Raw genomic sequence first — 26,256 nt, forward strand, 5'->3', positions numbered from 1 at the left:
TCTATTTGCTAAATTTGTGAATAAAAAAACGCCCGTTTGGGCGTTTTTTGTATCTGTGATTTTTCGCCTGCTTTAGGCGATTTGCCGATGCTACGACGAAGACGTTGGAGGCAATGCCAGCTTCAACGCTTCACGTGAAACGCTGTTGGCAATGCCTGATTCGTTGAGCTTCTCCAACGTATCAACCAGCCAAGCATAGTCGGTCACGTCTGGGCGAGCTTCCAGCGCGCGCTCAAAGTGCTGTCTTGCCTCAGCCCATTTTCCTTCTCGGAAATACAATTGTCCCAATGCACTGTTGGTCACTGGGTTGTTTTCGTTGTAACGCAGCAACTCTCGAAGTTTTAAGATCACTGGGTGGTAATCAGGCAGCGTAAGCTCAGGAATCAAGCTGATCAGCGACTCGTCAGGCTGCTTCTTCAGGTTTTCACGTAAAATTACATACGCTTCTGAATCTGCACGGCGAGCAATCAACTGTTTCACCAAACACGCAATCAATGACGTTTGCTGACGTGCCGCGCGTGACAAACTGTTCCAGTGTGCCAGTAAGCCATCGCTGCCTTTCTGGGTCGCGATGTAAGCCATCAGACCACATTCCGCCTTTATCTCAAGCTTATGGACTTCTTCATCAGAGAGCGCTTTAACGCGCTTCAGAGACGGCAATAAGCGAATGAGAGCCTGCCAATCTTGCAGTTGCAGATAGGTATCTTTTAGCAGTGTCAGCAAAATCGCATTGCGCGGGTGTGCATCAATCAAACCTTGCAGACTGGCGAGTGCCTCTTCGTACTGCCCTTGGCGGTATTGAAGCTTGGCGCGTGTCAGAGACGTCGCCAAATTGTCGGAGCCAAAGTCCGCCGCTTTTTGTAGGTAGCGGTCACGGCTTTCGACATCACCACGCCCTTGTGCGGCTTCCGCAGCGGCAAGGCAGTTCAACAAAGGAGCATCGCTATGTGAAGCGCCTTTGACGACCAATTTCTCCGCTTGCTTCCAATCGCCTTCCAGCAATTTCATTAAGCCATCGTTGGTCAGCTTACGTGCTTTCTTGTTCTTACGACCAGAGAACCAACCGCGGGTTGAACTCGAAATCGAAAACAGTTTGCGCACAAGAAACTCGAGAATGAAAAAAGCAGCAAACGCGGCGATGACCAAAATGATCAACGTGGTTAAGCTCATTTCAATGGTTTGGTTGGCCGCGGAGATCAGAACATAACCTTGGTTGCCCGCAAGATCGGGCCCCACGATTAAGCCTGCAATCAGCGCAATGACCAGTAAAAGAATTTTGATCATTGGGTGCTCTCCTCTGTTGGGAGTGCCTCAGCTTCCGCCGGCAGTGGCGACAAATCACGACGCAAGCGGTCAGACAGCGCTTCGCTGATCAAATCTTGGCTGTGCAGCACTTCCGGGTAATTCACGGAAATGGTTTGCTCGCTCAAGTGTGTCAGAGTCGTGATGAAAGCTTCTGTCGATTTCGCGTCTTGGTTATAGAAACGCTCTGCCCATGCTTTTGCTGTGCTCAATGATTCTGCGTACAAACGACCATTTTCGCGATACACCGCCGTGATGGCTTGGTCTAGCTTCGCTTTGAGGTTTTCTTGTAAGTAGAAGGTTTGGGCTGGCGTCAGCAGCGGTACCACATCACCTTCGCGTTTGCGGTACGTGATGAATTTACCCACAAAGTCATTCATCGACGCTTTCAGGTTTTGCTCCCAATCGCTGACATCTGTAGAGACTTTCTCAGGCGCAACCTCTTCGGCTTGCGGCATGATGGCGTTCGCAAACGGCAACGTATCAACTTCTTGCTGAAGGCTGTTCAAACGCAGCACCAGACCATCTCGGTCAATACGCTTGAGTGCTTTCAATTGCATGATGTCTTTTGCCATGGCTTGGCGAATAGGTGTCATTGAAGGGTCGTTGAGTTCGGCAATACGTTGGTCAGCATTTTCCATCAAGGTGGTTGCTGTTAGAACGTCGTGTACCAACCAAAGCTGACGACCCGCTTGGTTTACCAGGTATTCCGCCTCAGCAAGCAGCCAATCGTTCGGGCGACGACCTTTCATGTCGGCCAATGCAGATTGTAGGCTGACGATGGTTTTGTCTTGTTGCTCGATAAGCACTTGCGTGTTTTGCGCTGCACTTGCCAGTGCCGCTTGGTTTTGTTGCTCGCTATCAGACAGTGCGCTTTTCAGTGCATCGACTTGGGATGCCAGCGCCGATATGTCAGCATTGTATTGCTGTGACTGCTGGTGGCCGTGATAGTAAAGGCCTGCGCCTAACGCAATCACCAAAATAATGGCAACAGCCGCTAACTTGTTTCCGCCACGTTTTTGTTCTTTGGCAGGTTTTGCTTCAGGCGGCGTTGATGCCGTTTTCTTCTCAGCATTTGAAGGCTTGCTGTTAGAGGATTGAGAGCTGGCAGCAGTGTTTGACGAACTAGGCGTCTCCTTGCCTGAAGAGGATGCTGGCGCCGACGTGTTTTTATCCGTGCCTGATGTTTTATTCTTGTCTGTCATCCGAATGTCCCGAGTTGTTCATCTCGTGTAATACGTGAAACAGTGTGCGGTTGGCGGCACTGTTTACACAGCTAATCGTGGAAAAACCAAGGCCAATTGCTTGATTGTAAATCCGTTTGCTAGGCACCAGTATATGGCATTCTTTTAGCCATTGCTGGTCACACTCTGAGATTGTCTGACACAAAAGTGAGAGTTGCTCACCACTGGTCACCACAATAGTGTCGACATGTTCACGACGCCACTGTTCTGTAAGTGATGATAAGTGCTCACTCTCCCAGTGTCGTTGATATGCTTCAAAATAGTGGATGTGCGCGCCTTGCGCGTGAAGGGTTTCCCCTAACAATGCGCGGCCACCATTCCCCCGTAGAATAAGAACCGACAGTGTGCTGGGTGCAGAAAATACAGGCAGTGCTAACATGCCTTCGCTGTCTTCGGTGTGGGGAAGGTAAGCCTCAATGGCGCTAAGTTCTTTCCATGTGACCGCGGTTTTTTCACCCACTGCGACATAATGTAAATCGTGTCGCCAAGGCTGATTTTGTTCGCGAAGGTGGCGATGCGCATAGTCGACCGCACGAGGGCTTACCGCGACCACCACGCTGTTGGAAGGCAATGCCGCCAAGGTGTCGCTGAGGGTGTGCAGATCTTTTCCGTCAGAAAAAGACAATAAAGGCGCGGGCAGCGCCTTTATTCCTGCTTGGTTAAGGCTATCAGCCAGCTCGTGACACGCAGGAGCTGGGCGAACAACCAATACCGTCATATTTCGTCCTGATACAACTTTTCAAGAATAGGGCGTGCGCCGTCTTCAAGCAGTTGTTCCGCCAGACCGGTTCCCAACTCTTCTGCTTTTTCTAGTGGGCCTGTCACTTCGCCGCGAATGATTTGGCTACCATCAGGCTCGCCGACAAGCGCACGAAGGAAAATCTGATCGCCTTGAATCACTGAATAGCTGCCGATAGGTACCTGACAACCGCCTTGTAGGCGATTGTTCATGGCGCGTTCGCACAGCACGCGGAACGTGGTGTTCGCATCTGCCAAAGGCTCTAACAGCGTGCGAACACGTTCGTCATCAAGACGACACTCGATGCCCACAGCGCCTTGACCGACGGCAGGAAGAATTTCTTCGGGTTCGATTTCAGCACGAATACGGTCGTGAAGGTTCAAACGTTTTAGGCCTGCGGCTGCCAAAATGATCGCGTCATACTCACCTTTATCCAGTTTGCCTAAACGCGTGCCGACGTTACCGCGCAAATCCTTCACCACTAAATCTGGGCGCATTTCGCGAACCTGACATTGGCGACGAAGACTTGATGTGCCCACAACCGCGCCTTTTGGCAGATCTGCAAAACCGTTGTATTTGTTAGAGACAAACGCATCACGCGGGTCTTCACGCTCACAAATCGTGACAAGGCCAAGGCCTTCTGGAAACTCAACAGGCACGTCTTTCATGGAATGCACGGCGATATCCGCACGACCTTCCAACATGGCTTGTTCAAGCTCTTTCACGAACAACCCTTTCCCGCCAACTTTTGCCAATGGCGTATCAAGAATAATGTCACCTTTGGTCACCATAGGAACAAGTTCAACCACCAAACCTGGGTGAGTGGATTCGAGGGCTGCTTTTACATATTCAGCCTGCCAAAGAGCAAGCGGGCTTTGTCGTGTCGCGATGCGGATCGGTGTTGAGTTCATGTTGGCTTCCATTTGTTTCTATTACGCTAATCGTATCATCGCTTCATCGTCCTTGATAACTGAAGGTGATGGCGAAGGTTAAAACGTGCGAAGTGTGGCAGGATGGGCTAGTCTTGTGTGACGAGGATCTATTTTTTAGGGCTGATTCAGAAGGCGAAATAGAACGCGGTTCACCTTCCTTTGAATCTATTATGAGATAGCGTGTTGTCTCTCTCACAGTTTTGCTCATATAGTGAACGAAGTGATGGGAAAACAAGAAACCATTGCTCGCTTTACGCTCCAGCTAAAAACTGTTAGATTGATCACGTTTTTGTCCATGGGTGTCGATGTCTTCTTTATTCTCGACCCCCGCTACGTTGACTCGGATGTCGGCAACTTTGGATGTTTATCTTGCAAAACTATGTTGATCAGCAAATAGAGCGCCTCGATGCTTTCAACCAAGTAAGGTTGGAACGTGCTCGAAGCGCTATGCACTCACAGGCCATTAACGTGTTTAACGTTTTGCCTGTCTTGCTGCACTTTAACCATCCAGCCATTCCGGGCTATTTGGAACGTAGCGTCGTCCACGGAATTTCTAGTTTTACCCTTTCTGATTTGCAGCGCGATTTCGTGAATGACTGTGCACTTGCCGTCGACACCGCGATCCCAGACAAACCCCTTTCTGACGAATTCCCAATCAAAGGTCTTTTCTCCATGGGCAGCACAGCCTCGATGGGACAAAGCCTGTCGAGCGATCTCGATATTTGGGTGTGTGTTCAGCAATGGGTGAGTGAAGATCAGCGCGCAATGCTCGACAGTAAATGCTCGATGATTTCAGATTGGGCGATGGCACAAGGCGTTGAAGTGAACTTCTTCGTGATGTGCGAACAACGTTTCCGCAAAAACCTTGCCCAAGCCATGACCTCCGATAACTGTGGGTCAAGCCAGCATTACCTTCTTCTCGATGAATTCTACCGCTCTGCGCTGCACCTCGCAGGTCAACAACTGCTGTGGTATCTCGTGCCGCCAGAAATGGAAGATTGCTACGAAGAGTATGTGGGCGAGATGATCGCAAGCGGCGCAATTTGCCGCGATGATTGGGTCGACTTTGGCGGACTGCCGTCGATCCCTGCTGAAGAATACTTCGGCTCAAGCCTATGGCAGCTTTATAAAAGTATCGACTCTCCTTATAAGTCGGTACTGAAAGCCATCCTGCTCGAAGCATATTCATGGGAATACCCAGGTACACAGCTTCTGAGCGTGGATGGTAAACGCCGTTTTTATTCTGGCATGTTAGATGTTTACCAATCTGACGCGTATTACTTGATGCTGGAAAAAGTGACGCGTTACCTTGAGCGTATTGACGATCACCGCCGTTTGGATTTGGTGCGTCGTTGCTTCTACCTCAAAACCCACGAAAAATTGACCCGCGAGCCGGGACCTGGTTCCGTGCCATGGCGCCGTGAAGTGCTGTGTGTATTGACCCGTGAGTGGGGATGGAGCCAAGACGACGTTGCGCGTTTAGATAACCGCCGCAATTGGAAAGTGGAAGAAGTTAAAGAGGCGCACAACGAGCTGCTTGAAGCGCTGATGTTGAGCTACCGAAACTTGATTCGCTTTGCGCGTCGTAATGACATTACCTCGGCAATCAGCCCTGAAGACATCAGCATTTTGGCGCGTAAGCTGTATGCCGCGTTTGAAGTGTTGCCGGGCAAAGTGACCTTGCTGAACCCGCAACTGTCGCCAGATTTGCATGAGCCGAACCTGACATTGATCCAAGTGCCAGAAGGCCGTAGCAACCCGCCGGGTTGGTACCTTTACAAGCAATCACTCAAGCCTGTCGACATCATCGGCCGTTCGCCGCTCGAACATAACCGGTATTTGTCGAAGTTAGTCGCATGGGCGTATTTCAATGGCATGTTGACCGAATCGACGTGTTTGCACTCCGTGGCGCGCAACAGCAATGTGGACATTGATAAGCTGTATCAATTAGTGAGTGACATGCGAAACACCTTCTCGGTGCGCCGTCCTCAGCCGTCATTGCAGGCGTTGTCTAGCCCGTGTGAAATTCGCAAACTGGCGCTGTTTATCAACCTTGAGCAAGACCCAACGTCTGAACTCAAGCAGCCTGCTGTGCGTTTCGATTTTAAAAACACCGATATTTTCAGCTATGGACCTGAGCAAGAGTGCTTGGTCGGTAGCGTTGACTTGGTTTACCGCAACAGTTGGAACGAAGTGCGAACCCTTAACTTTAAGGGTGAGAACGCCATGCTGGATGTGTTGAAAACCTTGTTGGGTAAAATGCATCAAGACGCCATTCCACCCGAGTCGGTCGATGTGTTCTGCTATGCCGGTAAGATGCGTGGTTTGATCAGAAACTTGGTATACCAATTGGTTGCAGAGTGTATCGATATGCGCTTGAAGCCGGTTGATCAGGAAAAACGCCGTCGCTTTAAAGCGATTCGTGTGGCAGACCAAACGTTCGGCCTGTTCTTTGAGCGCCGTGGCGTGTCTGTGCAGAAACTCGAGAATTCTGTCGATTTCTACCGCTCTATCTCGACCAATAAAATCAATGGTTCGCCAGTGGTTGTGCTTGATAAAGACGGTGAAGTGCATCCGCCTGAAGTGGTTGATGCGTTCGCGAGTGAAGGGCTTATCCAATTCTTCTTCGAAGATTGCGACCAAGGCTTCAATATTTACGTGCTAGATGAAAATAACCGCGTCGAAGTGTATCGCCAATTTAGCGGTGATAAAGATGAAATGGTGCAGGGCGTAAACCGCTTCTACACGTCGTCACAAGACAAGGTGTCGTTCACAGGTCAGGCGGTTAACTTCAACCTGCCACAGTTCTACGACATTATTCATCATGCTGATGGCCGTGCTCAGGTTATTCCTTACAAGAGTGGTCCTTGGCAGCGTAGCGCCGAAGCGAACGCAGAAACGTCGCAATACGCGTCGCGTTAAACCCCTCTCTGATTTCTTTTGCCGCCAAACGTGCGGCAAAAAAAATGCTGATAGCGATGTCCCGCTATCAGCATCTCTTCAAAAGCCGATCTATGCGTCTTACCAATTCACGTCTTCGCCAGCGTGCTTGCTGCACTCTTGCTTGACCATGTCCATGAATTCAACGCCTGACTTGCTGCAAATCCACTTTCCGTCTTTGTAAGCGAAATGGAATCCACCTGAGCGGGACGCCAACCAAATCTCTGACATAGGCTCTTGACGGTTGATAATGATCTGGCTGCGGTCTTCAAAATCGATGGTGAGCACGTTCCCAGACGTCTCATAATCGATATCCGCACCACTCTCGTCGATGCCTTCTTCGATGGTCATCCATTCTGCATCAACCAGTTCGTGGTATTGGGTTGTGTTCATTGCATTCCGTCCTATTGCTTTTCAGTGTGTTGATGCGATTATAGAGGGCATTAACTTTTGGATCACTGGCATTAATGATGCGAACTACCCTGAAACTCTTTGTGCTGGCAGCCGTCACCGTGTTGTCAGCCTGTGGTCAGCAAGGCCCACTTTACTTTCCAGAAGATGCACCTGCGCAAAATTCTGCGCCAGCAACTTCGGATACCACTCAGGATACACAGCCTCAGGCCGCCAGTCAGCCATAACCCAATCTGGACAGGGAAGGACAACGTTGGACTATTTTAACTATCAGAATGACGGACAACTGTGGGCAGAAGATTTGCCGCTTGCGCAGTTGGCTGACACATACGGCACTCCACTTTACGTTTATTCACGTGCGACGCTTGAGCGTCACTGGCATGCGTTTGACAGTGCTGTAGGCGATCACCCGCATCTGATTTGTTATGCCGTGAAGGCAAACAGCAATTTAGGTGTATTGAATGTACTGGCGCGTTTAGGTTCAGGTTTCGACATTGTGTCGCTGGGTGAACTTGAGCGTGTATTGGCCGCAGGTGGCGATCCGGCAAAAGTCGTGTTCTCTGGTGTGGGCAAAAAAGCAGATGAAATGGCACGCGCACTGTCGCTTGGCATCAAGTGCTTTAATGTGGAATCAGAAGCTGAACTGGACCGTCTCAACCACGTCGCTGGCGAGTTGGGCAAAGTGGCGCCGGTTAGCCTTCGCATTAACCCAGATGTTGATGCAAAAACCCACCCGTACATTTCGACAGGCCTGAAAGAAAACAAATTCGGTATCGCCTTTGACCGCGCACGTGAGGTGTATAATTACGCCAACAGCCTGCCAAACCTCAATGTGCATGGTATCGATTGCCACATCGGCTCTCAATTGACCAACCTTGCACCGTTTATTGAATCGACCGATCGCTTGTTGTCTTTGATTGACCAATTGGGTCAAGACGGCATTGAAATCTCGCACCTTGATGTGGGCGGCGGCTTGGGCGTGACCTACCACGACGAGAAGCCACCAGAGCCATCTGATTACGCAAAAGCCTTGCTTGACCGTTTATCAAATCACCAAGGCATTGAGCTGGTGTTTGAACCGGGTCGTGCGATTGCGGCTAACGCGGGCGTGTTGCTGACGCGTGTAGAGTTCCTCAAGCACAATGAAGAAAAGAATTTCGCCATCATTGATGCGGCGATGAATGATTTACTCCGTCCTGCGCTATATCAAGCGTGGCAAGACATCGTGCCTGTAGCACCGCGTGCGGGCGAGCCGAAAACGTATGATCTGGTTGGCCCAATCTGTGAAACGGGCGATTACCTCGGTAAAGACCGTGCATTGAATATTGAGCCGGGCGATTTGTTGGCCGTACGTTCATCTGGCGCATACGGGTTTGTGATGTCATCGAACTACAACACTCGTGCACGCGCGGCTGAAATCATGGTCGATGGTAACACTGCCCATTTAGTGCGTAAGCGTGAAGTGCTTGAGTCACTGTGGGAATTAGAGCAAGTATTGCCTGAGTAAAGGATCCGGATGCAGATACAATTTTCGAAAATGCATGGGCTTGGCAACGACTTTATGGTCGTTGACTGCGTGACGCAAAATGCATATTTCTCCCCGGATATGATCCGTCGATTGGCGGACAGAAACACCGGTGTGGGCTTCGACCAACTTTTGGTTGTTGAGCCTCCGTACGATCCGGAAAGTGACTTTCACTACCGGATCTTTAATGCGGACAGCAGTGAAGTAGAGCAGTGTGGCAACGGTGCCCGCTGTTTTGCGCGCTTTGTGCGAATGAAGGGCCTCACCAACAAGCATCAAATCAATGTCAGCACCAAATCTGGCAAGATGGTGCTGAAAATTGACAGTGATGATGCGGTGACGGCCAACATGGGTGAACCGATTTGGTCACCTGCGAAAATTCCGTTTCGCGCAAATGCGGAAGAAAAAACCTATATTTTACGTGTAGACGATAAAACCTTGTTTGTTGGCGCTGTCAGCATGGGCAACCCTCACTGTGTGACGGTTGTTGATGATGTTGATACCGCTGACGTGGAAACCCTTGGCCCGTTGGTTGAATCGCACGAGCGATTCCCAGAGCGTGTGAATGCGGGATTCATGCAAGTGGTCTCGCGTAACGAAATCCGACTTCGCGTGTATGAACGCGGTGCGGGCGAAACCCAAGCATGTGGAAGCGGCGCGTGTGCAGCCGTGGCTGTTGGTATCACTCAAGGTTTGTTGGATGAATCTGTCACCGTGCATTTGCCGGGCGGTTCATTACACATTCGTTGGCGTGGGCTCGGTCATCCGCTGTTTATGTCGGGTCCTGCTTCTCATGTATATGATGGACAAATAACCGTATGACGGAGCTTTCCAAGCTCGAAGGGCCATTGGCACAAGCACTTACCGAAGATGCCGTGGCCAGCTTTTTGAAAGATAACCCTGATTTTTTCCAGCGTCAGCCTCAGTTGCTGACACAATTGCGTATCCCTCACACTGAGCGTGGTGCGGTGTCTTTGGTCGAAATCCAACTGGGTCGCTTGCGCGATCGTGTTGGCGAGTTAGAAGAAGACATCACACAGCTAATGAGCATTGCTGCGGGCAATGAAAACTTGTTCCGTGCATTTTCTCATGCCCATAAAGCCTTGTTTGCTGCTGACAGTGAAAGTGGTATTCACCAAGCGCTGCGCGAACTTGCCGCGTCGTTGAACCTGACGGTAACCTTGCGCCTTTACGATGGCGACAAAGGGTTGAACCGTCAGGGGGTCGATGCGGTAAAAGCGGCGCATTTTTGTGGTCAACGCATTTACCTCGGTCGATTACGCAAGAATGACGGCGAGTACTTCGTTCATGCAGCACCAGAGTTAGGTTCGTACGCGCTGGTTCCTGTATACAAAGGAAAAGAGTTGGGCTTTTTATCGTTTGCCAGCAAAGACGGCGGACATTTCCAACCGAGCATGGATACCTTGTTCGTGGAACAAATCGCCGAGCATATCGCCATTCTTCTTTCCAAGTGGCAGGCGGCTGAATGAGCTTGCCAGCCACGCTGGAAAAACCCCTCGTCCGTTTCTTTGACTACATGATCCGCGAGCGCGGTTTAAGTCGTCATACTGAATCTAATTACCGTCAGCAATTGCAGGCGTGTGCCGAATTTTTGGTTCGCTCTGAAGTGACCCATTGGCAGGATGTGGATTCGGCATGGGTACGCCAAATTGCCAGCCAAGCCAAGCGCGACAAGCTCAAACCCGGCAGCATTGCCCTTCGGCTGTCTGCGCTGCGTAGCTTCTTTGATTTCATGGTGAGAGATGGCGCGATGGGTGCAAACCCTGCGAAAGGAGTTGCTGCTCCCAAGCAAGGCCGAACCTTACCTAAAAACCTCGATGTGGATGAAATTGACCAGTTATTGTCGGTTAACGACGATGACCCGTTGTCGATCCGCGATCGCGCCATGATGGAATTGATGTACGGTGCAGGTCTGCGTTTGTCGGAACTGATCGGATTGAACCTTCGTGATGTGGCGGTGCGCAAAGGGGATATACGCGTGATCGGTAAGGGCGATAAAGAACGCGTCGTGCCGTTTACAGGTAAAGCGCAAGAGTGGTTGGTTAACTGGCTAAAAGTGCGTAACCAATTGCTGAAAGGGCCGGAAGAGGCCTTGTTTATTTCCAAACTTGGAAACCGTATTTCGCCACGCAGCGTACAAAAACGTATGGCGGAGTGGGGACAGAAACAAGCGGTTAGCAGCCACATTAATCCCCACAAGCTTCGACACAGTTTTGCCACGCACATGCTGGAATCATCCGGTGATTTGCGTGCGGTGCAAGAGTTGCTTGGGCACGCCGACTTGTCGACAACCCAAGTGTACACCCACCTCGATTTTCAGCATTTGGCGAAGGTATACGATGCCGCGCACCCAAGGGCTCGAAAGCGTAAAGGGGAGTGATGTCTAAATCATGAAGTTCTATCGACGCTGGCAACCTGTGAACGCTTTGACGTTTGATCTTGATGACACGCTTTACGATAACCGTGTGGTCATCGTGCGCGCTGAACAGTTGTTGCTCGATTGGTTGGAAGACCGCTGTGAGGCCATGGCGGCTTTTGATTGGTCACAATGGCAAGTGATGCGCCAACAAGTGATTGATGAGAATCCGTCATTGATTGGGTTTGTCACTGAAATACGCCGCGCACAGATCGTGCTGGCAGCCACTCGATGTGGCTTGCATGCACCGGAAGCACGCTTGTTGGCTGATGACGCAGTGGCATTCTTCTTGTTTGAGCGCAGCAACTTCACTGTGCCTGATGAGGCGTTAGAAACTTTGTCTTTGCTTGCGTCTCGTTACCCGTTGGTGGCGATCACCAATGGCAATGTGGACAGCGATAAGCTTGGTTTAACGCCGTATTTTAAACAAGTGTTGAGAGCTGGGCCTGATGGCGCGGCTAAGCCTGACGGCGCGTTGTTTGTAAAAGCCCAACAAGCGTTGGCCATGCCCGCCTCTGACATTCTTCATGTGGGCGACCATTTGAAATCGGATGTGCGTGGAGCGGTGTTGGCAGGTTTTAAAGCGTGCTGGTTTAATGACACGCACCAACCTTTGACGCAGCAGCGTCGTGCGTCACTCTTACCTGATGTGGAAATTTCTCACCTCAGTCAGCTTCTGACGCTGACAGGGTGTGGAGAGTCTTAGGGCGGGCAGTGTTTCTCGCCCCACATCTGCTCGTCCAAACAAAAAAAGCGCCTAGGCGCTTTTTTTTGTCTTTCTTGCTGACGTTACTAGCCACGTCGCTTAAGAAAATTATCCACTGCCGCCAAACCCGGACCAAGGATAACGGTCGCGAGCATCATAACGCCCCACATTTGGTGATCGTAGAACCCTTTTTCCCACAGCGCTGGGTATGACACAACCGCGACGATGTTGAACACAAACAGTGCAAGCGCAGCAGGGCGTGTCAACAAACCCAATACCAAGAAAACGGGAAGGATCAATTCAGCCGCGGTGCCAAGATAAGCCGCAAGCTCCCAAGGTAGCACGGGCACTTGGTACTCATATTCAAACAAGTATAAGGTGCTGTCCCAACTGGCGATCTTTGTTTGGCCTGCACGGAAAAACACCCACGCCACCCAAAGGCGACTTACAAGTAACAGTACTGGAACCAAAGGCTTTAGCGCGGATTCCATAAGGCTATCAATTTTATTTAATACAGCAATCATCTGCTATTTCCTTTTCATTCTCAGTCATCAAATAACGTGCTGTGCCAAGCTAAATAAGTGCGTAGGCTAAGGTTGGTCAGCAATATCAAAGTGTTCAAACACACCACGCTGAACCGCGGGTGCGATATGTTTAAGCAGTTCTGGGTCAATGCCACCTAAGGTGCTTTCATTGCTCGCCACGATCAGTGAGGCTTCCTCTGCATCAATGGCTTGCAACTGAATGCCTTGCTCATTCATCAACAAAAGCACGGTTTCACTTTCTGATAAGTCGAGGGCTTGCAGTGCATTCCCATCATTGTCTGTCACTGCGTGCCAAATACTGGCAGCAGGAAAGCGGCTTTGAAGCAGTCGTACAGACGGCGCGACAGTTAGTTTCAACGCATCAAAGTCTTCGGGAGCAACCTGCGCGAGGGCGTCCAAAGGGAAATCCGTGGCGCAAGATGCGTGTTTGTTTACCGCTTGTATTAACCACTCTAACGTCGCGATGTCGGCAAGGTAGGGCACGGCATCAATGATGTTAGGAATGGCATTAATGGTGGCGTCAAAACCATCGCCATATTGGTCGGCACGCGCATCAAGCATGGGTGTATTCAATACATGGTGTCGCGCTAAGGCATTGAAGCAGTCTTCACCGACAAGAGCGTGTACCACGGGATACACGACTTCAAGGTACTCCGATAGCGTCATCACGAAGTTATTGCGATACACCTGGAGCAGTGCATCGGGATCCGCGACACCCTCTTCAACAGGGAGCGTATAGGTTTGATAGTGCAGCGCTTGGCTGAATTGTTGTTGTAACGAGGCCAATGACGGTGAGTCACTCATGAAGCCTCCTTACGCACTATTGAAGCGACGGCTTTAACAATACGGTCTGCCTTCGCTGCTTCCGCCATTAACACCTCTGGTGCCGGGATGTCTCTGTCCCACTCAATCAAGGTGTGCCTTGGGCCATGTCGAGAAATCCACTGTTCGTAGAGTGCCCAAACGGGCGCAGATACGGGCTGGCTGTGCGTATCAATCCAAATCTCGCCTTCTGGCAGTGGATTAACGGTAAAACCTGCCAAGTGAATTTCTTTCACGCTGTTAGGGTCAATCGCATCGAGGTAGTGCTGCGCGTCAAAGCCATGGTTAAAGGCACTGACGTGAATATTGTTAAGGTCGAGCAATAGGCCGCACCCCGTTCGACGAGAGACTTCGGTGAGAAAATCCCATTCCGACAAGGTCGAATGACTGAAACTCAAATAACTGGATGGGTTTTCAACCAAGATTTGGCGATTTAAGTAGTCCTGCGTTTTGTCGACATTGGTGCAAAACACATCGAGGGCTTCTTCGGTATACGGCAGGGGCAACAGGTCATTGAAGTACTCCCCGTTAACCGAACTCCAACTTAAATGCTCTGACACAAACAATGGGTCAATGGCATCAATCAAATGCTTGAGCTGTTGAAGGTGTTGAACATTAATGGGGTCAGTCGACCCAAGTGATAACCCAACGCCATGGCAGCTGATGGGGTATCGGCGCTGCAAAGAATGCAGCGCCTGAAACGCCTCGGAATCAGGTTGGAAAAAATTCTCACTGTGTACTTCTAACCATCCAATATCCGGGGATTCTTGTTCGAAGTAGTCGTGGTGTGGATGACGTAACCCAACACCGACCCAAGGAGATATTTTTTCCATACCTTTTCTTCCGTAATTGTCAGCTTATGATGAGGTGCTTGAGCTACCTGACAAACGATCACATAGGCCTTTTGGTACAACGATGAATGCATCAGATTGTGCGTCTTTAGTAGAGGTACCTGCACATGAACTGGTGTTTGTTGCACAATCATTTTTACCGGCTTTGGCTACGCCATAGCATTTCTCTTTTTCTGCAGCGTGAACTGCGGTCGTGGTCAGGGTCGTTGCACCCACAGCAAGTAAACCGGTAACAGCAGCAGCAACAGCAAGATTGGTCTTTTTCATGTTTAATCCTCACTCTTAGGACTCAGCAGTCCTCAAGATTATCAATCGGTTGTGGTAGGGCGAGTCTTCAATAACGCGCTCAATTAAAAAGATAGGCTGTGAGGACAAAAACTTTCGCATTAGCGTCCATTTTTTCGCCATTAACACACCGCTTTCGTGGGTTTTTTAAGAAAAATGTTTTTTAAGTTTATGATATATATCTTTAAAACATCATGCGGTAAAAAAAGAAAAAATATTCACAAACATGATGCTTTTTCGGTGATCACTTGGGTGAAGATGATGAATGAGAGGGTTGGTTTCCATTTTGAGCTCAGAAAATCGGCGTGAAGCGAGCAACGCACGCCACTTTGGGTATATAATCCTCAACCAGTGTATAAATAACCAGTGAATGAACGATGGACGTATCCCACCTCATAGATGGTCTCAACGACAAACAACGCGAAGCCGTGGCTGCGCCGCTTGGCAACTACTTGGTTCTGGCGGGAGCGGGAAGTGGTAAAACCCGTGTGCTTGTTCATCGCATCGCTTGGTTAATGCAAGTGGAGCAGTCATCGCCTTTTTCTGTGTTGGCGGTAACCTTCACCAATAAGGCGGCGGCAGAAATGCGTGGTCGTATCGAACAACTGATGCATGGTACGGCGTCAGGACTTTGGTGCGGGACCTTCCACGGCTTGTGTCACCGCATTCTGCGCGCGCATCATCTGGATGCGAGCTTGCCGCAGGATTTCCAAATTCTCGATTCAGATGACCAACAGCGTTTGCTGCGTCGTTTGATCAAAGCGCAAAACTTGGATGAAAAACATTGGCCAGCGCGTCAGGCGTCTTGGTACATCAATGCCAAAAAAGATGAAGGGCTACGCCCACAACACATCGATGCGCAATTCGATCCCGTAGAGAAAACCTGGTTGCGCGTTTACAGCGCCTACCAAGAAGCGTGTGATCGTGCGGGTTTGGTTGATTTCGCTGAACTCCTGTTGCGTTGTCATGAATTGCTGCGTGATAAAGCCCACATTCGCGAGCACTACCAAGCGCGCTTTAAGCACATCTTGGTGGACGAATTCCAAGATACCAACAACATCCAATACGCATGGCTTCGCATGATGGCGGGCACACAAGCCAGCGTTACGATCGTGGGCGATGATGATCAGTCTATCTACGGCTGGCGCGGTGCGAAAATTGAAAACATTCAACGTTTCTTGGATGATTTCACGGCCGCGAAAACCATTCGTCTTGAGCAGAACTACCGCTCAACGGGCAACATTCTAAAAGCCTCTAACCACTTGATTGAAAACAATGCCGAACGCATGGGCAAGAGCCTGTGGACGGATGGCAAAGAAGGTGAGTTGATTTCGGTTTACAGCGCGTTTAATGAATTGGATGAAGCGCGTTTTGTTGTCGGTAAAATCAAAGCTTGGCATGACGATGGTGCGGCACTGAATGATTGCGCCATGTTGTACCGAAATAACGCCCAATCGCGTGTGCTGGAAGAAGCGTTAATTCAAGCGGGTTTGCCTTACCGTATTTACGGTGGCATGCGATTCTTCGAGCGCCAAGAGATCAAAGATGCGTTGGCTTACCTGCGTCTGATGGCGAACCGTTTTGATGATGCTGCCTTTGAACGCGTGGTGAATACCCCCACCCGTGGTTTGGGCGATCGCACCTTAGAAACCATTCGTCTGGCAGCGCGTGATCGCGGCGCGACAATGTGGGAAGCCAGTACACAACTTCTGGAAGAGCAAGTGCTGGCAGGCCGTGCAGCAAACTCACTGCGCCGTTTTATCGAGTTGGTGAACGCACTGGAAGACGATACCCGTGAAATGGCCCTGTTCCAACAAACGGATTACGTAACCAAACACTCTGGCCTTCGTGCGATGTACGAAGCGGAAAAGGGCGAAAAAGCCCAAGCGCGTATTGATAACTTGGAAGAGCTGGTAACGGCTACCCGCCAATACGAAGTGCCTGAAGAGGTGCAGGAAACCATGTCGCCATTGTCGGCGTTCTTGTCTCATGCGGCGCTTGAAGCCGGTGAAGGCCAAGCCGATGAGTTTGAAGATGCGGTGCAATTAATGACGTTGCACAGCGCCAAAGGTCTCGAATTCCCATTGGTCTTCATGGTCGGTGTGGAAGAGGGCATGTTCCCAAGCCAAATGTCGTCCGAAGAAGCGGGGCGTTTGGAAGAAGAACGCCGCCTTTGTTATGTCGGCATGACCCGTGCAATGAAAAAGCTCTTCATTACTTACGCAGAAATGCGCCGTGTTTACGGCAAAGACATGTTCCATAAAGCATCTCGCTTTATCCGTGAATTACCGGAAGAGTGCCTAGAAGAAGTGCGGATGCGCGCGAAAGTAACACGCCCAGCAGCGTCTAGCGGTCGTTTCTCGCAAACGCAGACCCAATCAAACTTCAACCAAACGGGCTTTGCGCTTGGACAACGTGTTCAGCATCCTAAATTTGGTGAAGGCACCATCATTAACTTTGAAGGCAGTGGCGGTCAAAGCCGTGTGCAAGTCGCCTTTAATGGCGAAGGCATTAAGTGGCTGGTGACGCAATACGCCAAGCTTGAAGCCTTGTAAACAAGGTTTGAATGACTGAAAAGCGACAATAAAAAAGGGTGGTCATGATGACCACCCTTTTTACGTCTTACTGCGTCTACCGTTGAAAGACAACGTTTATCGCAGAGAGAGCAGAAGCGATTACGCCGCTTGACCCCAAAGGCTAGACAAATCGCTAAGCAGAGATTCGCTCGCGCCTTCGTTACCCAAGAACTTCAAGATCATTGGTGCATACTCTTGCACCATGGCAGGGTCGAGACCCAAAGCCGTAAAGACTTTGTTTACTGACTCCATGTTGTTGAGCATGCTGCCGAGGTCGCCAGGGATTGCACTTGTCAGAGAATCTAAACCTGGAACCATTTTGGTCAGCTCGCTCGCTTGGTCCGTGCCGAGTTCCTGATAAGCCATTGCAAGAAGCGCACCTGCACCGCCTGCCGCTTGCTCGTCATTCACTTTCAAGCCTTCGGCAATCTGCGACGTCAGCGGGTTGTCTGCCGCTTCTTTACTCACGCCAGTCAGTAGGTTGCTTGCTTCTTTTGTCGCTTCACCCACCAAGCCATCGAGGCTCAGTGCATGTGCTGGCAACGCGGCCATGGTCAATACGGCTGAAAGTGCCATCACATTTAGTTTACGTAACATTGTGCTCCTCCTGAGGGGCGTTATTTCTGGCTACTGCGCCGTTACAAGTCCTTCGCGCCTTGGGTCGGCTCCGCCTTCCAAAGTGCCACTATCGATAACAATACCGTGTATGCCAGAGGTTAAGTCACGAATATTTACCTCAAACCCCATCTCTTCCAGGGCGGGTTTGAAGCTTTCAGCATCTGTTCCTGCCTCTATATCATAGGCGCCAAATCGGTTAACGAGATGTGGGAGATCGATGGCTGACTGTACATCCAATCCCCAGTCTAGGTGTGCAACCAATGTTTTCGCCACATAACCGATGATACGGCTACCACCCGGTGAACCAACGGCCATGTAGGGTTTGCCATCGCGCATAACGATAGTCGGTGCCATCGACGAGCGTGGACGTTTACCCGGCTCGACTCGGTTGGCGATGGGCATGCCATCTTTGTGGGTTGCGAAAGAGAAGTCGGTCAGCTCGTTATTGAGTAAGAAGCCGCGTGTCATCAAGCGCGAGCCAAACCCGTTTTCGATGGTGGTGGTAATCGACACAACGTTGCCTTCTTTATCCACGATAGAAAAGTGGCTGGTGGAAGGCAGCTCAATGGATTGGTCATCGGCCCACTCTGGCGCGACTCTAGCGTGAGTAAATACAGGTTTGCCCGGTGCTGCATTGTCTAATGCTGCATCACCGCTAATCAGATCTGCGCGTGTTTTGAGGTACTCAGGCGATAACAAGCCCTCAGTTGGCACTGGCACAAAGTCGCTGTCTGCGATGTAACGACCACGGTCAGCAAAGGCGAGACGAGAGGCATCGCCAATCAAACGCCAGCTTTCAGGGTTGTCTTTGCCCAAGGTTTTCATTGGGTAGTTGCTTAAAATACCGAGGATTTGGCCAACGGTAATACCGCCAGACGTCGGTGGGCCCATGCCACAGATTTTGTATTGGTGATAAGGCGCGCACACTGGATTGCGCTCAATCACGCGGTAATTCGCGAGATCTTTCTTGCTCAAAATGCCTGGATTGCCCGCGGCATTTTGCACGGTGGCAACGATGTCATCGGCGATGTCACCTTCATAGAAGTTGTCGATATCTTCCGCGACCAATTTCAGCGTATCAGCATACTCTTGGTTCACTAAACGATCGCCAACGTTGAGTGGGTTGCCGGTGCCATCAAAGAAATAGCGGTAAGTGCTTGGGTAGCGGCGCAGTCTGTCTGCATCGCCTTCAATCAAAGCAGCAAGACGGGGGGACACTTCAAAGCCGCTCTCCGCCAATGCGATCGCTGGTGCGAGCACTTTACGCCAAGACAGATTGCCAAGCTTGGCGTGGGTGTCATGCATTAAACGCATGGTGCCCGGTGTACCCACGGACAAACCACCCACGACAGCATCGTAGAATTTCAGCGGTTGACCATTGTCATCGAGGAACAGGCTTGGTGTGGCATCCAATGGCGCGGTTTCGCGTCCATCATAAGTGGTCAGCGCTTGTTTTTGTTCATCCCAAAACACCAACAAGGCACCGCCACCGATCCCTGAGCTTTGTGGCTCAACCAATCCAAGGACAGTTTGTACCGCGACCATGGCATCAATGGCGTTACCGCCGGCAAGCAGCATTTGTTCGCCTGCCTTACTGGCATGAGGGTTGGCAGAGGCCACCATCCATTGTTCACCTTTCACGCTTTTACGCATGACACTGCCAGTGGCAAGTTCGGGGGCAATCGCATCTGTTGCTTGCCCTTCGCTAGTCGCGTTGGCGGTACCGCCGAAGGCAAGACTCAGCAAAAGTGCGGAGAGTGAGAGAGAGGGGAGCTTTTTCATTGGAATTCCTTTTGCCACCTGAACGATTGGTCTTTCAGTATAGTTCGCCATCGCTATAGTGATGTGTCGGAAAGTCGAGGCAAAAGGGAAATTTATTGAGAAGTTACGGAAAGATAGAGACGGAAGGCGGTGAAAGAAAAACGGCACTTTAAGTGCCGTTTTGAACATGACGTACGAATGAACACGGTATCGCGTTAAGGCTGCGCTTTCTTTTCGTGTCGTTGTTTTCGCTGCTGCTTCACCGCATCAAACGTAAAGACCACCAGTGCTGTCCAAATGAAGATGAAGGTCGTCGCTTTGTCAGCGGTAAACGGTTCGTTGTACAAACCGATCGCCAACAAGAACATGATGCTTGGACCGATGTATTGGAAAAAGCCCAATGTCGACAAACGTAGTTTAGTGGCAGCGCCGTTAAAACAAAGCAGAGGCAGTGTCGTGACGACACCCGCTGCGATCAGTAAGACATTCATGCCGATGCTGTTATTGAGCAAGTTGGATGTTGTGCTCTCTGCGATGAAAAACAGGTAAATGATAGAGGCGGGTAATAACACCAAGGTCTCGATGAAAAGACCTGTCGCCGCATCCACATTGATTTTCTTACGCAGCAATCCGTAAACGCCGAAGCTGCTCGCGAGCACCAACGCGACCCAAGGCAGCGAGCCGAAGGTGATCAACTGAATCCCCACGCCTGCGGTAGCGAGCGCAACAGCAAGCCATTGCAGCTTTCGAAAACGTTCGCCGAGAAACACCATACCCAGCACGACATTCAACAATGGGTTGATGTAGTACCCTAAACTGGCGTCGAGCATGCGGTTACTGCCAACGGCCCAAATAAATATGAGCCAGTTACTGGCAATGACAATGGCCGTTATCGCGAGCAATGCCATGCGTTTTTTGTCTTTAAATAACAGACGAACACGCGCAAAGCCGCTGCTCATATAAACAATGGCGGCTAAAAAGAAAAACGACCAGAGTATTCGATGCATGACGACTTCAAGAGCAGGAACGTCAGTCAGCGATTTAAAGTAAATGGGGGCAATACCCCACATGGTATACGCGCCAAGGGCGAGTAAAACGCCACGGCGGGTTTGTTGCGCATCATTCACTGCGGTATCTCGTGTTATTTTCCTTCCATGGTTAAAGCGACTGCCTGTGCGGCAAATGGAAGGGTGGTTTAAAGAATAAATGTCGATATATGACGAAATAAGCAGCGAAATATAAGGATGAAGTGGCATTGTCACTGCCGAACGGCTGAGCAATGGCATTGAATGCAAATTGTTTTGCTGCTTTGGTCAGTATATGGATGATGCGAGTTTAATCACACCCTCAGAGTGACAAATAGGTGAGAAAATTTCGTACAACGCCAGCATCGCTTTCAACATTGCCTTGGTGCGTTTAGAATGAGCGCCAATTCTTCGAAGAGAGGCGCTATGACCCCTACTGATTCGGCCGCGTTAACGTCGGAAATCGCTCACGATCACTCTGTTCTGCAGACGGTATTCGGTTACCACAGCTATCGCGACGGTCAGAAAGAAATCATTGATGCTGTGATTGCAGGTCAAGATTGCTTGGTCATTATGCCCACAGGCGGCGGTAAGAGCCTGTGCTATCAAATTCCTGCCTTGATGCGTGATGGCATCACGATTGTCATTTCCCCGCTGATCTCTTTAATGAAAGATCAGGTCGACCAATTGCTCGCAAACGGTGTGCAGGCAGCGTGCTTGAACTCTTCGATGACACCAGACGAACAAAGCGAAACGTGGAAATCACTGCGTGAAGGCAACCTGAAACTTTTGTATGTGTCGCCTGAACGTGTGTTGATGCGAGATTTCATCGAACGTCTGCAATCGATTCAGGTTGGGCTGATCGCCGTGGATGAAGCGCACTGTGTGTCACAGTGGGGGCATGATTTCCGCCCAGAGTACGCGCAACTTGGCATGTTGAAACAACACTTTGTTGATGTGCCCGTAATGGCGCTGACCGCAACGGCCGATGACACCACTCGCCAAGATATTTGCCAGCGTTTGGCCTTGGATACGCCAAACATTTACCTCGGCAGTTTCGACAGACCTAACATTCGCTACACCTTGCTTGAAAAGCACAAGCCCCTCGCGCAGCTCACTCAATTTCTGACTACCCAGTCTGGCCAAAGCGGCATTATTTACTGCAATAGTCGAAAGCGTGTTGAGCAGGTCGCGGAAAAACTGTGTGACCAAAACATTCGTGCTGCGGGCTACCACGCCGGCATGAGCAACGAGCAACGCGGCTTTGTGCAAGATGCTTTTCAACGCGATGATATTCAAATCGTGGTGGCAACCGTGGCTTTCGGCATGGGGATCAACAAACCCAACGTGCGGTTTGTGGTGCATTACGACATTCCGAGAAACATCGAATCCTACTATCAGGAAACGGGCCGCGCGGGGCGCGATGGGTTGCCAGCAGAAGCGGTGATGTTCTATGACCCGTCAGACATTGGTTGGCTACATCGCTGCTTGCAAGAAAAGCCAGAAGGCCCGCAAAAGCAGGTGGAAAGCCACAAGCTGAATGCCATGGGGGCTTTTGCTGAAGCCTTAACGTGTCGCCGTTTGGTGCTACTAAACTACTTTGGTGAATATCGAGAGAAGCCGTGCGGCAACTGTGATATCTGCCTAGACCCACCGACTTTGTTTGATGGTACTGAGCAGGCGCAAAAGGCGCTGTCTTGTGTGTACCGCGTGAACCAAAGCTTTGGTGTGGGTTATGTGGTGGAAGTGCTTCGCGGCATGCAAAACCAACGCATCAAAGATCATGCCCATGAAAAGCTCAGCACCTATGGATTGGGTAAAGATAACAGCCATGAATATTGGGTTAGCATTTACCGTCAGTTGATTCATCGTGGGTATTTAGTGCAGAACATTGCTCGAAGCTCCGTGCTGCAATTGACCGAAGAAGCGCGTCCATTATTACGTGGTGAAATTGCGCTGGAATTGGCCGTACCGCGTTTAGGTTTGTCGCCGCGCAGCAAAGCAGACAAGCTTGGCAAACGAAATTACGATAAAAAGCTCTTCGCAAAACTGCGTAAATTGCGTAAAGCCATTGCAGATGAAGAAGATGTGCCGCCGTACGTGGTCTTTAACGATGCCACCTTGATTGAGATGGCGGAGATGATCCCAACCTCGCAAGGTGAGCTGCTCGCAGTGAACGGCGTGGGTCAACGTAAGCTCGAAAAATACGGCAATGTCTTTTTGGACGTGATTGAAGATCACATCACCATGGACTCAAACGATGCCAGTTACGGATAACCGCATTCTGACACGCGCCAGTGTTGCCCTTTTTGATATCGAAGAAGGGCGCTTTGTGTTGGCCATTGATGATCTTGATTTCGACAATGCAGACGCTTATGCCGCTGCGTTTTGCCAATTGATTGATGCTGCCATCATTGAAAAGCAAATGGATGCCGATTTGATGAGCTGGTTGGTCGATTTTGAGGGCGTGCAATTTATGTTAAAAGCCGAGCATTACAGCGCAAGTTTATGGCTAGAACGCCTTGGTGCTGACGGCGATGACGAACTTTCATTCTTGAATCAATGGCTCTCTAATCAACTCCTTTCCTCACACTCCTAAAGGCAGTTGGCAATCGAACGATTTGCTGTATAATTCGCCACCTTCTGATCCATTCGTTAAGAATGAGCGCGCCAAATAGGTTCGCGAATCAGTGAAAAATAAGGTGTTAAGTCCAAAGGCTTAGCATTTGTAGTTAATTTGGGTTCCCTCGCCCCCAATGACAAAAAGGTTCACAATGAGCACTTTTACGCCCGCGCAACAGCGCAAAGCCCTTTCATACTTGGTGGTTTTCCACCTCGTCATCATTGCATCTAGCAACTATTTGGTTCAGCTGCCTTTCACCATTTTTGGTTTTCATACCACTTGGGGCGCATTTACCTTTCCGTTTATTTTTCTGGCAACAGATTTAACGGTACGTATCTATGGTGCAGGCATGGCGCGTCGGATCATCTTCAGTGTCATGGTGCCGTCACTGCTGATTTCTTATGTGTTATCCGTGCTGTTTTATCAAGGACAGTATCAAGGTCTCGCACATCTGACGGAATTTAACCTGTTTGTCGCCCGTATTGCCGCCGCAAGTTTCATGGCATACATGCTGGGACAAATCCTCGACATTCATGTGTTCAATCGTCTGCGTCAAACCAAGAAATGGTGGGTTGCGCCTAGCTGCTCAACGTTGTTTGGTAATGCGATTGATACCTTGGCGTTTTTTGCCATTGCGTTTTACAACAGTCCTGATGCTTTTATGGCGGAAAACTGGAAAGAAATCGCGCTGGTGGATTACGCATTCAAGCTGGTGATCAGCCTTGGATTGTTTGTGCCGATGTACGGTGTGCTGCTGAATTATGTTGTCAGTCGGATCACCAAGGTGGAGGCGAGCGTTGCGATTGAGCAGCCGAGTTCAAGCCGCGTCTAACGCAAACACACAGTTTTGAGGGAAGAGGAGCCGATCGGGAGATCGGCTTTTTTTATGCTCCAGGTTTGGAGCTGGGGCTTTATTGCTCCGAAACATATCGTGTCACGTCGGAATAACTATACTCGCTAGACGGGCGCTTGGACGCTTTTGTAATGAGGATGTTTACCATGATTATTCGAGAAGGCACGCTGGCAGAAGCCGTGAACGTGCTCGGGAAAATTGAAGAGTTCGCGCGTGTTGAAACGTTAGCATCTCTTAAACGGCGCATAGGCGACAAAGCATGTCTTGTGTTGGTGGCTGACGACGATGGCGAATTGGTTGGCGTTAAACTTGGCTATCAACTGGATGACGATTGCTTTTATAGCTGGATCGGCGGTGTGACTAAGCAAGGGCGTCGTCGAGGCATTGCACAAGGCTTACTGCATGCGCAGGAGCGTTGGGTGGCAAACCATGGCTACCAAACCATTCGCGTGAAGTCTCGCAACTGCTATGCGGGCATGCTGTGCTTGTTACTGAATAATCACTACCACATAGAGCATTTAGAAAAGAAAGATGAATTGGCGCAGTACCGCCTACATTTTGTGAAAAAGATCACATCTAACTAAAGACTGAAGAAAAATTGAACGAAAGGGCTTGTCAGATGATAATGAGAATGGTTATTATTATCTCGTCCTAAGGCGAAACGCGATATCTTCGCTGAGGGGCACACGACATTGCTCACATTGCTTCCAGTATATGTATTTGCATTAGACTGCGCCTTTTCTAGCAGTTTACCCTGATGCAGGCGACGCCCCTTCCGGCGTCGCTTTTTTCTTTTTGGCTTACCTCTTTTACCCCTTGAGTTCGAATTATCCCAACTCCACCAATTTCGCGACCAATTTGTTAATGCCTGACGCCGCCTCACTGACACTGTTAGCCAGCATATAAGCAGGGGTTGAAAGCACACGACGGCTTTGATCCAAAACGAAGTCATCGACAGGGCATTGGATGTGTTCACCGCCCATCGCATTGAATGCGGCAGCCGTCTCAGGATCATTCCCTATGGTGCCTTTAGCGCCAGGGCCATAGATCGCAGGGATCAGTATGGGAGAAATACACAAGTAGCCTGCCGGTTTCTCTGCTTCAGCGAAGGCTTTACATGCCGCCAATACGTCTTCTTGTACTGTCATTGCCGTGCCATTGACGGCGAAATCACACAAGTTCTTTGCCACACCAAAACCGCCCGGTAGCAGCAATGCATTGAATTCTCGAACATCTAGCGTAGAGAGAGGGCGCACCTCGCCACGCGCAATGCGTGCCGATTCTTCCAGCACATTCCGTGGTGCGCCGCTTTCTTCGCCTGTTTGATGATTAAGCACGTGACGCTTTTCAATATCCGGTGCGAAGCAATGCCATTTCGCGCCAGCTTGCTCTATCGCGAGGAGGGATAGCACCGCTTCGTGAATTTCTGTGCCATCAAAGACACCACACCCGGATAAAATCACGGCAATATTTTTCATTCTCAGCACCTCGTATCAGTGGATAATCGAAAAGAGTGGCAGCGGAATGATGCCTATCTAATCATCAAAAGAAGTTCAGATTATGAGCAAAGCGATGTGTATTTGAATGCAACGAGATCACATCCTTTCATTTCAGGACGAAAATTTGGTTTTTCGTCGAGTTGAGAGAAGAATAATTTCTTTTTCCACAGTCGATGATCTGATCACGATCCTGATCACGATCAAAGTGTTGGTGTTAACTATTTATAAAATAAGGAATTAATTTTCTTATTTTATAAATATACACAAGCGATCTAACACGTTAAAAATAAATACCAACAAACTTATCCACAGAACGGCGTGTGTTGTATAACTCAACGTAGGGTTTTAAATGGTCGTCCTTTTCGGCCTACTGTGTGAATTTCCAGCATTAATTTTAAGCCAATCGGCCACTTATACCCAAACGACCTGAGGATGCAGGATTTAGGTTGTTTGGGTATAAACCATTTTCTCGCTGACTATGGGGTGTAAAGTACGCTGAATCCTTCAACTTATGGATGTTTGGGTAACTATCTCTCAATCGTGGGTTAACAGATTTCCTTAG

25 protein-coding genes are annotated in these 26,256 nt (G+C 49.9%); 12 read left to right on the forward strand and 13 right to left on the reverse strand.

All coding sequences use genetic code 11. From position 1 onward, the window contains the following. Positions 1 to 90 precede the first annotated feature (90 nt). From BCT27_RS14365 to hemC, 4 genes are read right to left on the reverse strand one after another with little or no spacing between them, the layout of a single operon-like run. Positions 91 to 1,284, reverse strand: coding sequence for a heme biosynthesis HemY N-terminal domain-containing protein (locus BCT27_RS14365; RefSeq protein ID WP_102396088.1), 1,194 nt, complete (start codon positions 1,282 to 1,284; stop codon positions 91 to 93). Next, positions 1,281 to 2,507 (reverse strand): uroporphyrinogen-III C-methyltransferase, encoded by a 1,227-nt coding sequence (locus BCT27_RS14370; protein ID WP_102319028.1) that lies wholly within the window; start codon positions 2,505 to 2,507, stop codon positions 1,281 to 1,283. Before BCT27_RS14370 ends, BCT27_RS14365 begins: the two co-directional genes overlap by 4 nt. Beyond that, positions 2,491 to 3,264, reverse strand: coding sequence for a uroporphyrinogen-III synthase (locus BCT27_RS14375; RefSeq protein ID WP_102396089.1), 774 nt, complete (start codon positions 3,262 to 3,264; stop codon positions 2,491 to 2,493). The genes BCT27_RS14370 and BCT27_RS14375 overlap by 17 nt, the downstream gene beginning before the upstream one ends. Next, entirely contained in the window at positions 3,261 to 4,196 is a 936-nt protein-coding gene (hemC, locus tag BCT27_RS14380) for a hydroxymethylbilane synthase (protein WP_102319071.1), read from the reverse strand. The genes BCT27_RS14375 and hemC overlap by 4 nt, the downstream gene beginning before the upstream one ends. A gap of 390 nt (positions 4,197 to 4,586) precedes the next feature. On the opposite strand from hemC, the gene BCT27_RS14385 reads away from it, so the two are divergent. Then, positions 4,587 to 7,139 (forward strand): class I adenylate cyclase, encoded by a 2,553-nt coding sequence (locus BCT27_RS14385; RefSeq protein WP_479684312.1) that lies wholly within the window; start codon positions 4,587 to 4,589, stop codon positions 7,137 to 7,139. Positions 7,140 to 7,238: 99 nt separating this feature from the next. Here BCT27_RS14385 and cyaY read toward each other — a convergent pair whose 3' ends face one another. Beyond that, positions 7,239 to 7,550, reverse strand: coding sequence for an iron donor protein CyaY (cyaY, locus tag BCT27_RS14390; protein WP_017011883.1), 312 nt, complete (start codon positions 7,548 to 7,550; stop codon positions 7,239 to 7,241). Positions 7,551 to 7,624: 74 nt separating this feature from the next. Here cyaY and lptM point away from each other — a divergent pair, with 74 nt between their 5' ends. The 6 genes from lptM to yigB are packed head-to-tail and all read left to right on the forward strand — an operon-like array spanning position 7,625 to position 12,236. Further along, positions 7,625 to 7,795, forward strand: a complete 171-nt coding sequence (lptM, locus tag BCT27_RS14395; RefSeq protein WP_102319031.1) for an LPS translocon maturation chaperone LptM — start codon at positions 7,625 to 7,627, stop codon at positions 7,793 to 7,795. Positions 7,796 to 7,821: 26 nt separating this feature from the next. Then, entirely contained in the window at positions 7,822 to 9,075 is a 1,254-nt protein-coding gene (gene lysA, locus BCT27_RS14400) for a diaminopimelate decarboxylase (RefSeq protein ID WP_102319032.1), read from the forward strand. 9 nt (positions 9,076 to 9,084) lie between these two features. Further along, the gene (gene dapF / locus BCT27_RS14405; RefSeq protein WP_017013249.1) at positions 9,085 to 9,915 is read left to right on the forward strand and encodes a diaminopimelate epimerase; all 831 of its coding nucleotides are present in this window, start codon (positions 9,085 to 9,087) and stop codon (positions 9,913 to 9,915) included. Then, positions 9,912 to 10,583, forward strand: a complete 672-nt coding sequence (locus tag BCT27_RS14410) for a DUF484 family protein (RefSeq protein WP_102319033.1) — start codon at positions 9,912 to 9,914, stop codon at positions 10,581 to 10,583. The genes dapF and BCT27_RS14410 overlap by 4 nt, the downstream gene beginning before the upstream one ends. Further along, positions 10,580 to 11,494, forward strand: a complete 915-nt coding sequence (gene xerC, locus BCT27_RS14415) for a tyrosine recombinase XerC (RefSeq protein ID WP_102319034.1) — start codon at positions 10,580 to 10,582, stop codon at positions 11,492 to 11,494. The genes BCT27_RS14410 and xerC overlap by 4 nt, the downstream gene beginning before the upstream one ends. A 10-nt stretch (positions 11,495 to 11,504) precedes the next feature. Continuing rightward, entirely contained in the window at positions 11,505 to 12,236 is a 732-nt protein-coding gene (gene yigB, locus BCT27_RS14420; RefSeq protein ID WP_102396090.1) for a 5-amino-6-(5-phospho-D-ribitylamino)uracil phosphatase YigB, read from the forward strand. 86 nt (positions 12,237 to 12,322) lie between these two features. On the opposite strand, the gene BCT27_RS14425 is transcribed toward yigB, so the two are convergent. From BCT27_RS14425 to BCT27_RS14440, 4 genes are all read right to left on the reverse strand, one after another. Beyond that, positions 12,323 to 12,760 (reverse strand): DoxX family protein, encoded by a 438-nt coding sequence (locus BCT27_RS14425; protein WP_017011958.1) that lies wholly within the window; start codon positions 12,758 to 12,760, stop codon positions 12,323 to 12,325. Positions 12,761 to 12,826: 66 nt separating this feature from the next. After that, the gene (locus BCT27_RS14430; RefSeq protein WP_102396091.1) at positions 12,827 to 13,585 is read right to left on the reverse strand and encodes an HvfC/BufC N-terminal domain-containing protein; all 759 of its coding nucleotides are present in this window, start codon (positions 13,583 to 13,585) and stop codon (positions 12,827 to 12,829) included. Continuing rightward, positions 13,582 to 14,436 (reverse strand): MNIO family bufferin maturase, encoded by an 855-nt coding sequence (bufB, locus tag BCT27_RS14435; protein WP_102396092.1) that lies wholly within the window; start codon positions 14,434 to 14,436, stop codon positions 13,582 to 13,584. The genes BCT27_RS14430 and bufB overlap by 4 nt, the downstream gene beginning before the upstream one ends. Before the next feature lie 24 nt (positions 14,437 to 14,460). After that, a complete protein-coding gene (locus tag BCT27_RS14440) occupies positions 14,461 to 14,721 on the reverse strand; it encodes a BufA1 family periplasmic bufferin-type metallophore (protein WP_017011961.1) in 261 nt (86 codons plus the stop codon). A gap of 395 nt (positions 14,722 to 15,116) precedes the next feature. Between BCT27_RS14440 and uvrD the strand changes: the two genes are divergently transcribed. Beyond that, the gene (gene uvrD / locus BCT27_RS14450) at positions 15,117 to 17,294 is read left to right on the forward strand and encodes a DNA helicase II (protein ID WP_102319038.1); all 2,178 of its coding nucleotides are present in this window, start codon (positions 15,117 to 15,119) and stop codon (positions 17,292 to 17,294) included. A gap of 120 nt (positions 17,295 to 17,414) precedes the next feature. Here uvrD and BCT27_RS14455 read toward each other — a convergent pair whose 3' ends face one another. From BCT27_RS14455 to rarD, 3 genes are all read right to left on the reverse strand, one after another. Then, complete coding sequence (locus BCT27_RS14455) at positions 17,415 to 17,912, reverse strand: DUF2780 domain-containing protein (protein WP_102319039.1); 498 nt, start codon at positions 17,910 to 17,912, stop codon at positions 17,415 to 17,417. A gap of 30 nt (positions 17,913 to 17,942) precedes the next feature. Continuing rightward, entirely contained in the window at positions 17,943 to 19,715 is a 1,773-nt protein-coding gene (gene ggt, locus BCT27_RS14460; protein WP_102396093.1) for a gamma-glutamyltransferase, read from the reverse strand. 194 nt (positions 19,716 to 19,909) lie between these two features. Then, complete coding sequence (gene rarD / locus BCT27_RS14465; protein ID WP_017016296.1) at positions 19,910 to 20,821, reverse strand: EamA family transporter RarD; 912 nt, start codon at positions 20,819 to 20,821, stop codon at positions 19,910 to 19,912. A gap of 324 nt (positions 20,822 to 21,145) precedes the next feature. Between rarD and recQ the strand changes: the two genes are divergently transcribed. From recQ to BCT27_RS14485, 4 genes are all read left to right on the forward strand, one after another. Further along, positions 21,146 to 22,996, forward strand: coding sequence for an ATP-dependent DNA helicase RecQ (gene recQ, locus BCT27_RS14470; RefSeq protein ID WP_102309277.1), 1,851 nt, complete (start codon positions 21,146 to 21,148; stop codon positions 22,994 to 22,996). Then, complete coding sequence (locus BCT27_RS14475) at positions 22,980 to 23,318, forward strand: DUF3630 family protein (RefSeq protein WP_017013257.1); 339 nt, start codon at positions 22,980 to 22,982, stop codon at positions 23,316 to 23,318. The genes recQ and BCT27_RS14475 overlap by 17 nt, the downstream gene beginning before the upstream one ends. A gap of 175 nt (positions 23,319 to 23,493) precedes the next feature. Continuing rightward, on the forward strand, positions 23,494 to 24,174 hold the full coding sequence (locus tag BCT27_RS14480) for a 7-cyano-7-deazaguanine/7-aminomethyl-7-deazaguanine transporter (RefSeq protein WP_102396094.1): 681 nt from the start codon (positions 23,494 to 23,496) through the stop codon (positions 24,172 to 24,174). A gap of 167 nt (positions 24,175 to 24,341) precedes the next feature. Then, on the forward strand, positions 24,342 to 24,779 hold the full coding sequence (locus BCT27_RS14485) for a GNAT family N-acetyltransferase (RefSeq protein ID WP_102319041.1): 438 nt from the start codon (positions 24,342 to 24,344) through the stop codon (positions 24,777 to 24,779). A 243-nt stretch (positions 24,780 to 25,022) separates the two neighbouring features. Here the strand turns inward: BCT27_RS14485 and elbB are convergent, their stop codons facing one another. Beyond that, positions 25,023 to 25,673, reverse strand: a complete 651-nt coding sequence (gene elbB / locus BCT27_RS14490; RefSeq protein ID WP_102396095.1) for an isoprenoid biosynthesis glyoxalase ElbB — start codon at positions 25,671 to 25,673, stop codon at positions 25,023 to 25,025. Positions 25,674 to 26,256: the final 583 nt, after the last annotated feature.

This window comes from Enterovibrio norvegicus (assembly GCF_002876705.1).
Taxonomy (GTDB): domain Bacteria; phylum Pseudomonadota; class Gammaproteobacteria; order Enterobacterales; family Vibrionaceae; genus Enterovibrio; species Enterovibrio norvegicus_B.

Excerpts from the sequence above, each read along its gene's own strand:
- BCT27_RS14365 (WP_102396088.1), bottom strand. The coding sequence starts at position 1,284 with ATGATCAAAATTCTTTTACTGGTCATTGCGCTGATTGCAGGCTTAATC.
- BCT27_RS14370 (WP_102319028.1), bottom strand. The coding sequence starts at position 2,507 with ATGACAGACAAGAATAAAACATCAGGCACGGATAAAAACACGTCGGCG.
- BCT27_RS14375 (WP_102396089.1), bottom strand. The coding sequence starts at position 3,264 with ATGACGGTATTGGTTGTTCGCCCAGCTCCTGCGTGTCACGAGCTGGCT.
- hemC (WP_102319071.1), bottom strand. The coding sequence starts at position 4,196 with ATGAACTCAACACCGATCCGCATCGCGACACGACAAAGCCCGCTTGCT.
- cyaY (WP_017011883.1), bottom strand. The coding sequence starts at position 7,550 with ATGAACACAACCCAATACCACGAACTGGTTGATGCAGAATGGATGACC.
- lptM (WP_102319031.1), top strand. The coding sequence starts at position 7,625 with ATGATGCGAACTACCCTGAAACTCTTTGTGCTGGCAGCCGTCACCGTG.
- dapF (WP_017013249.1), top strand. The coding sequence starts at position 9,085 with ATGCAGATACAATTTTCGAAAATGCATGGGCTTGGCAACGACTTTATG.
- BCT27_RS14410 (WP_102319033.1), top strand. The coding sequence starts at position 9,912 with ATGACGGAGCTTTCCAAGCTCGAAGGGCCATTGGCACAAGCACTTACC.
- xerC (WP_102319034.1), top strand. The coding sequence starts at position 10,580 with ATGAGCTTGCCAGCCACGCTGGAAAAACCCCTCGTCCGTTTCTTTGAC.
- yigB (WP_102396090.1), top strand. The coding sequence starts at position 11,505 with ATGAAGTTCTATCGACGCTGGCAACCTGTGAACGCTTTGACGTTTGAT.
- BCT27_RS14425 (WP_017011958.1), bottom strand. The coding sequence starts at position 12,760 with ATGATTGCTGTATTAAATAAAATTGATAGCCTTATGGAATCCGCGCTA.
- BCT27_RS14430 (WP_102396091.1), bottom strand. The coding sequence starts at position 13,585 with ATGAGTGACTCACCGTCATTGGCCTCGTTACAACAACAATTCAGCCAA.
- bufB (WP_102396092.1), bottom strand. The coding sequence starts at position 14,436 with ATGGAAAAAATATCTCCTTGGGTCGGTGTTGGGTTACGTCATCCACAC.
- BCT27_RS14440 (WP_017011961.1), bottom strand. The coding sequence starts at position 14,721 with ATGAAAAAGACCAATCTTGCTGTTGCTGCTGCTGTTACCGGTTTACTT.
- uvrD (WP_102319038.1), top strand. The coding sequence starts at position 15,117 with ATGGACGTATCCCACCTCATAGATGGTCTCAACGACAAACAACGCGAA.
- BCT27_RS14455 (WP_102319039.1), bottom strand. The coding sequence starts at position 17,912 with ATGTTACGTAAACTAAATGTGATGGCACTTTCAGCCGTATTGACCATG.
- ggt (WP_102396093.1), bottom strand. The coding sequence starts at position 19,715 with ATGAAAAAGCTCCCCTCTCTCTCACTCTCCGCACTTTTGCTGAGTCTT.
- recQ (WP_102309277.1), top strand. The coding sequence starts at position 21,146 with ATGACCCCTACTGATTCGGCCGCGTTAACGTCGGAAATCGCTCACGAT.
- BCT27_RS14475 (WP_017013257.1), top strand. The coding sequence starts at position 22,980 with ATGCCAGTTACGGATAACCGCATTCTGACACGCGCCAGTGTTGCCCTT.
- BCT27_RS14480 (WP_102396094.1), top strand. The coding sequence starts at position 23,494 with ATGAGCACTTTTACGCCCGCGCAACAGCGCAAAGCCCTTTCATACTTG.
- BCT27_RS14485 (WP_102319041.1), top strand. The coding sequence starts at position 24,342 with ATGATTATTCGAGAAGGCACGCTGGCAGAAGCCGTGAACGTGCTCGGG.
- elbB (WP_102396095.1), bottom strand. The coding sequence starts at position 25,673 with ATGAAAAATATTGCCGTGATTTTATCCGGGTGTGGTGTCTTTGATGGC.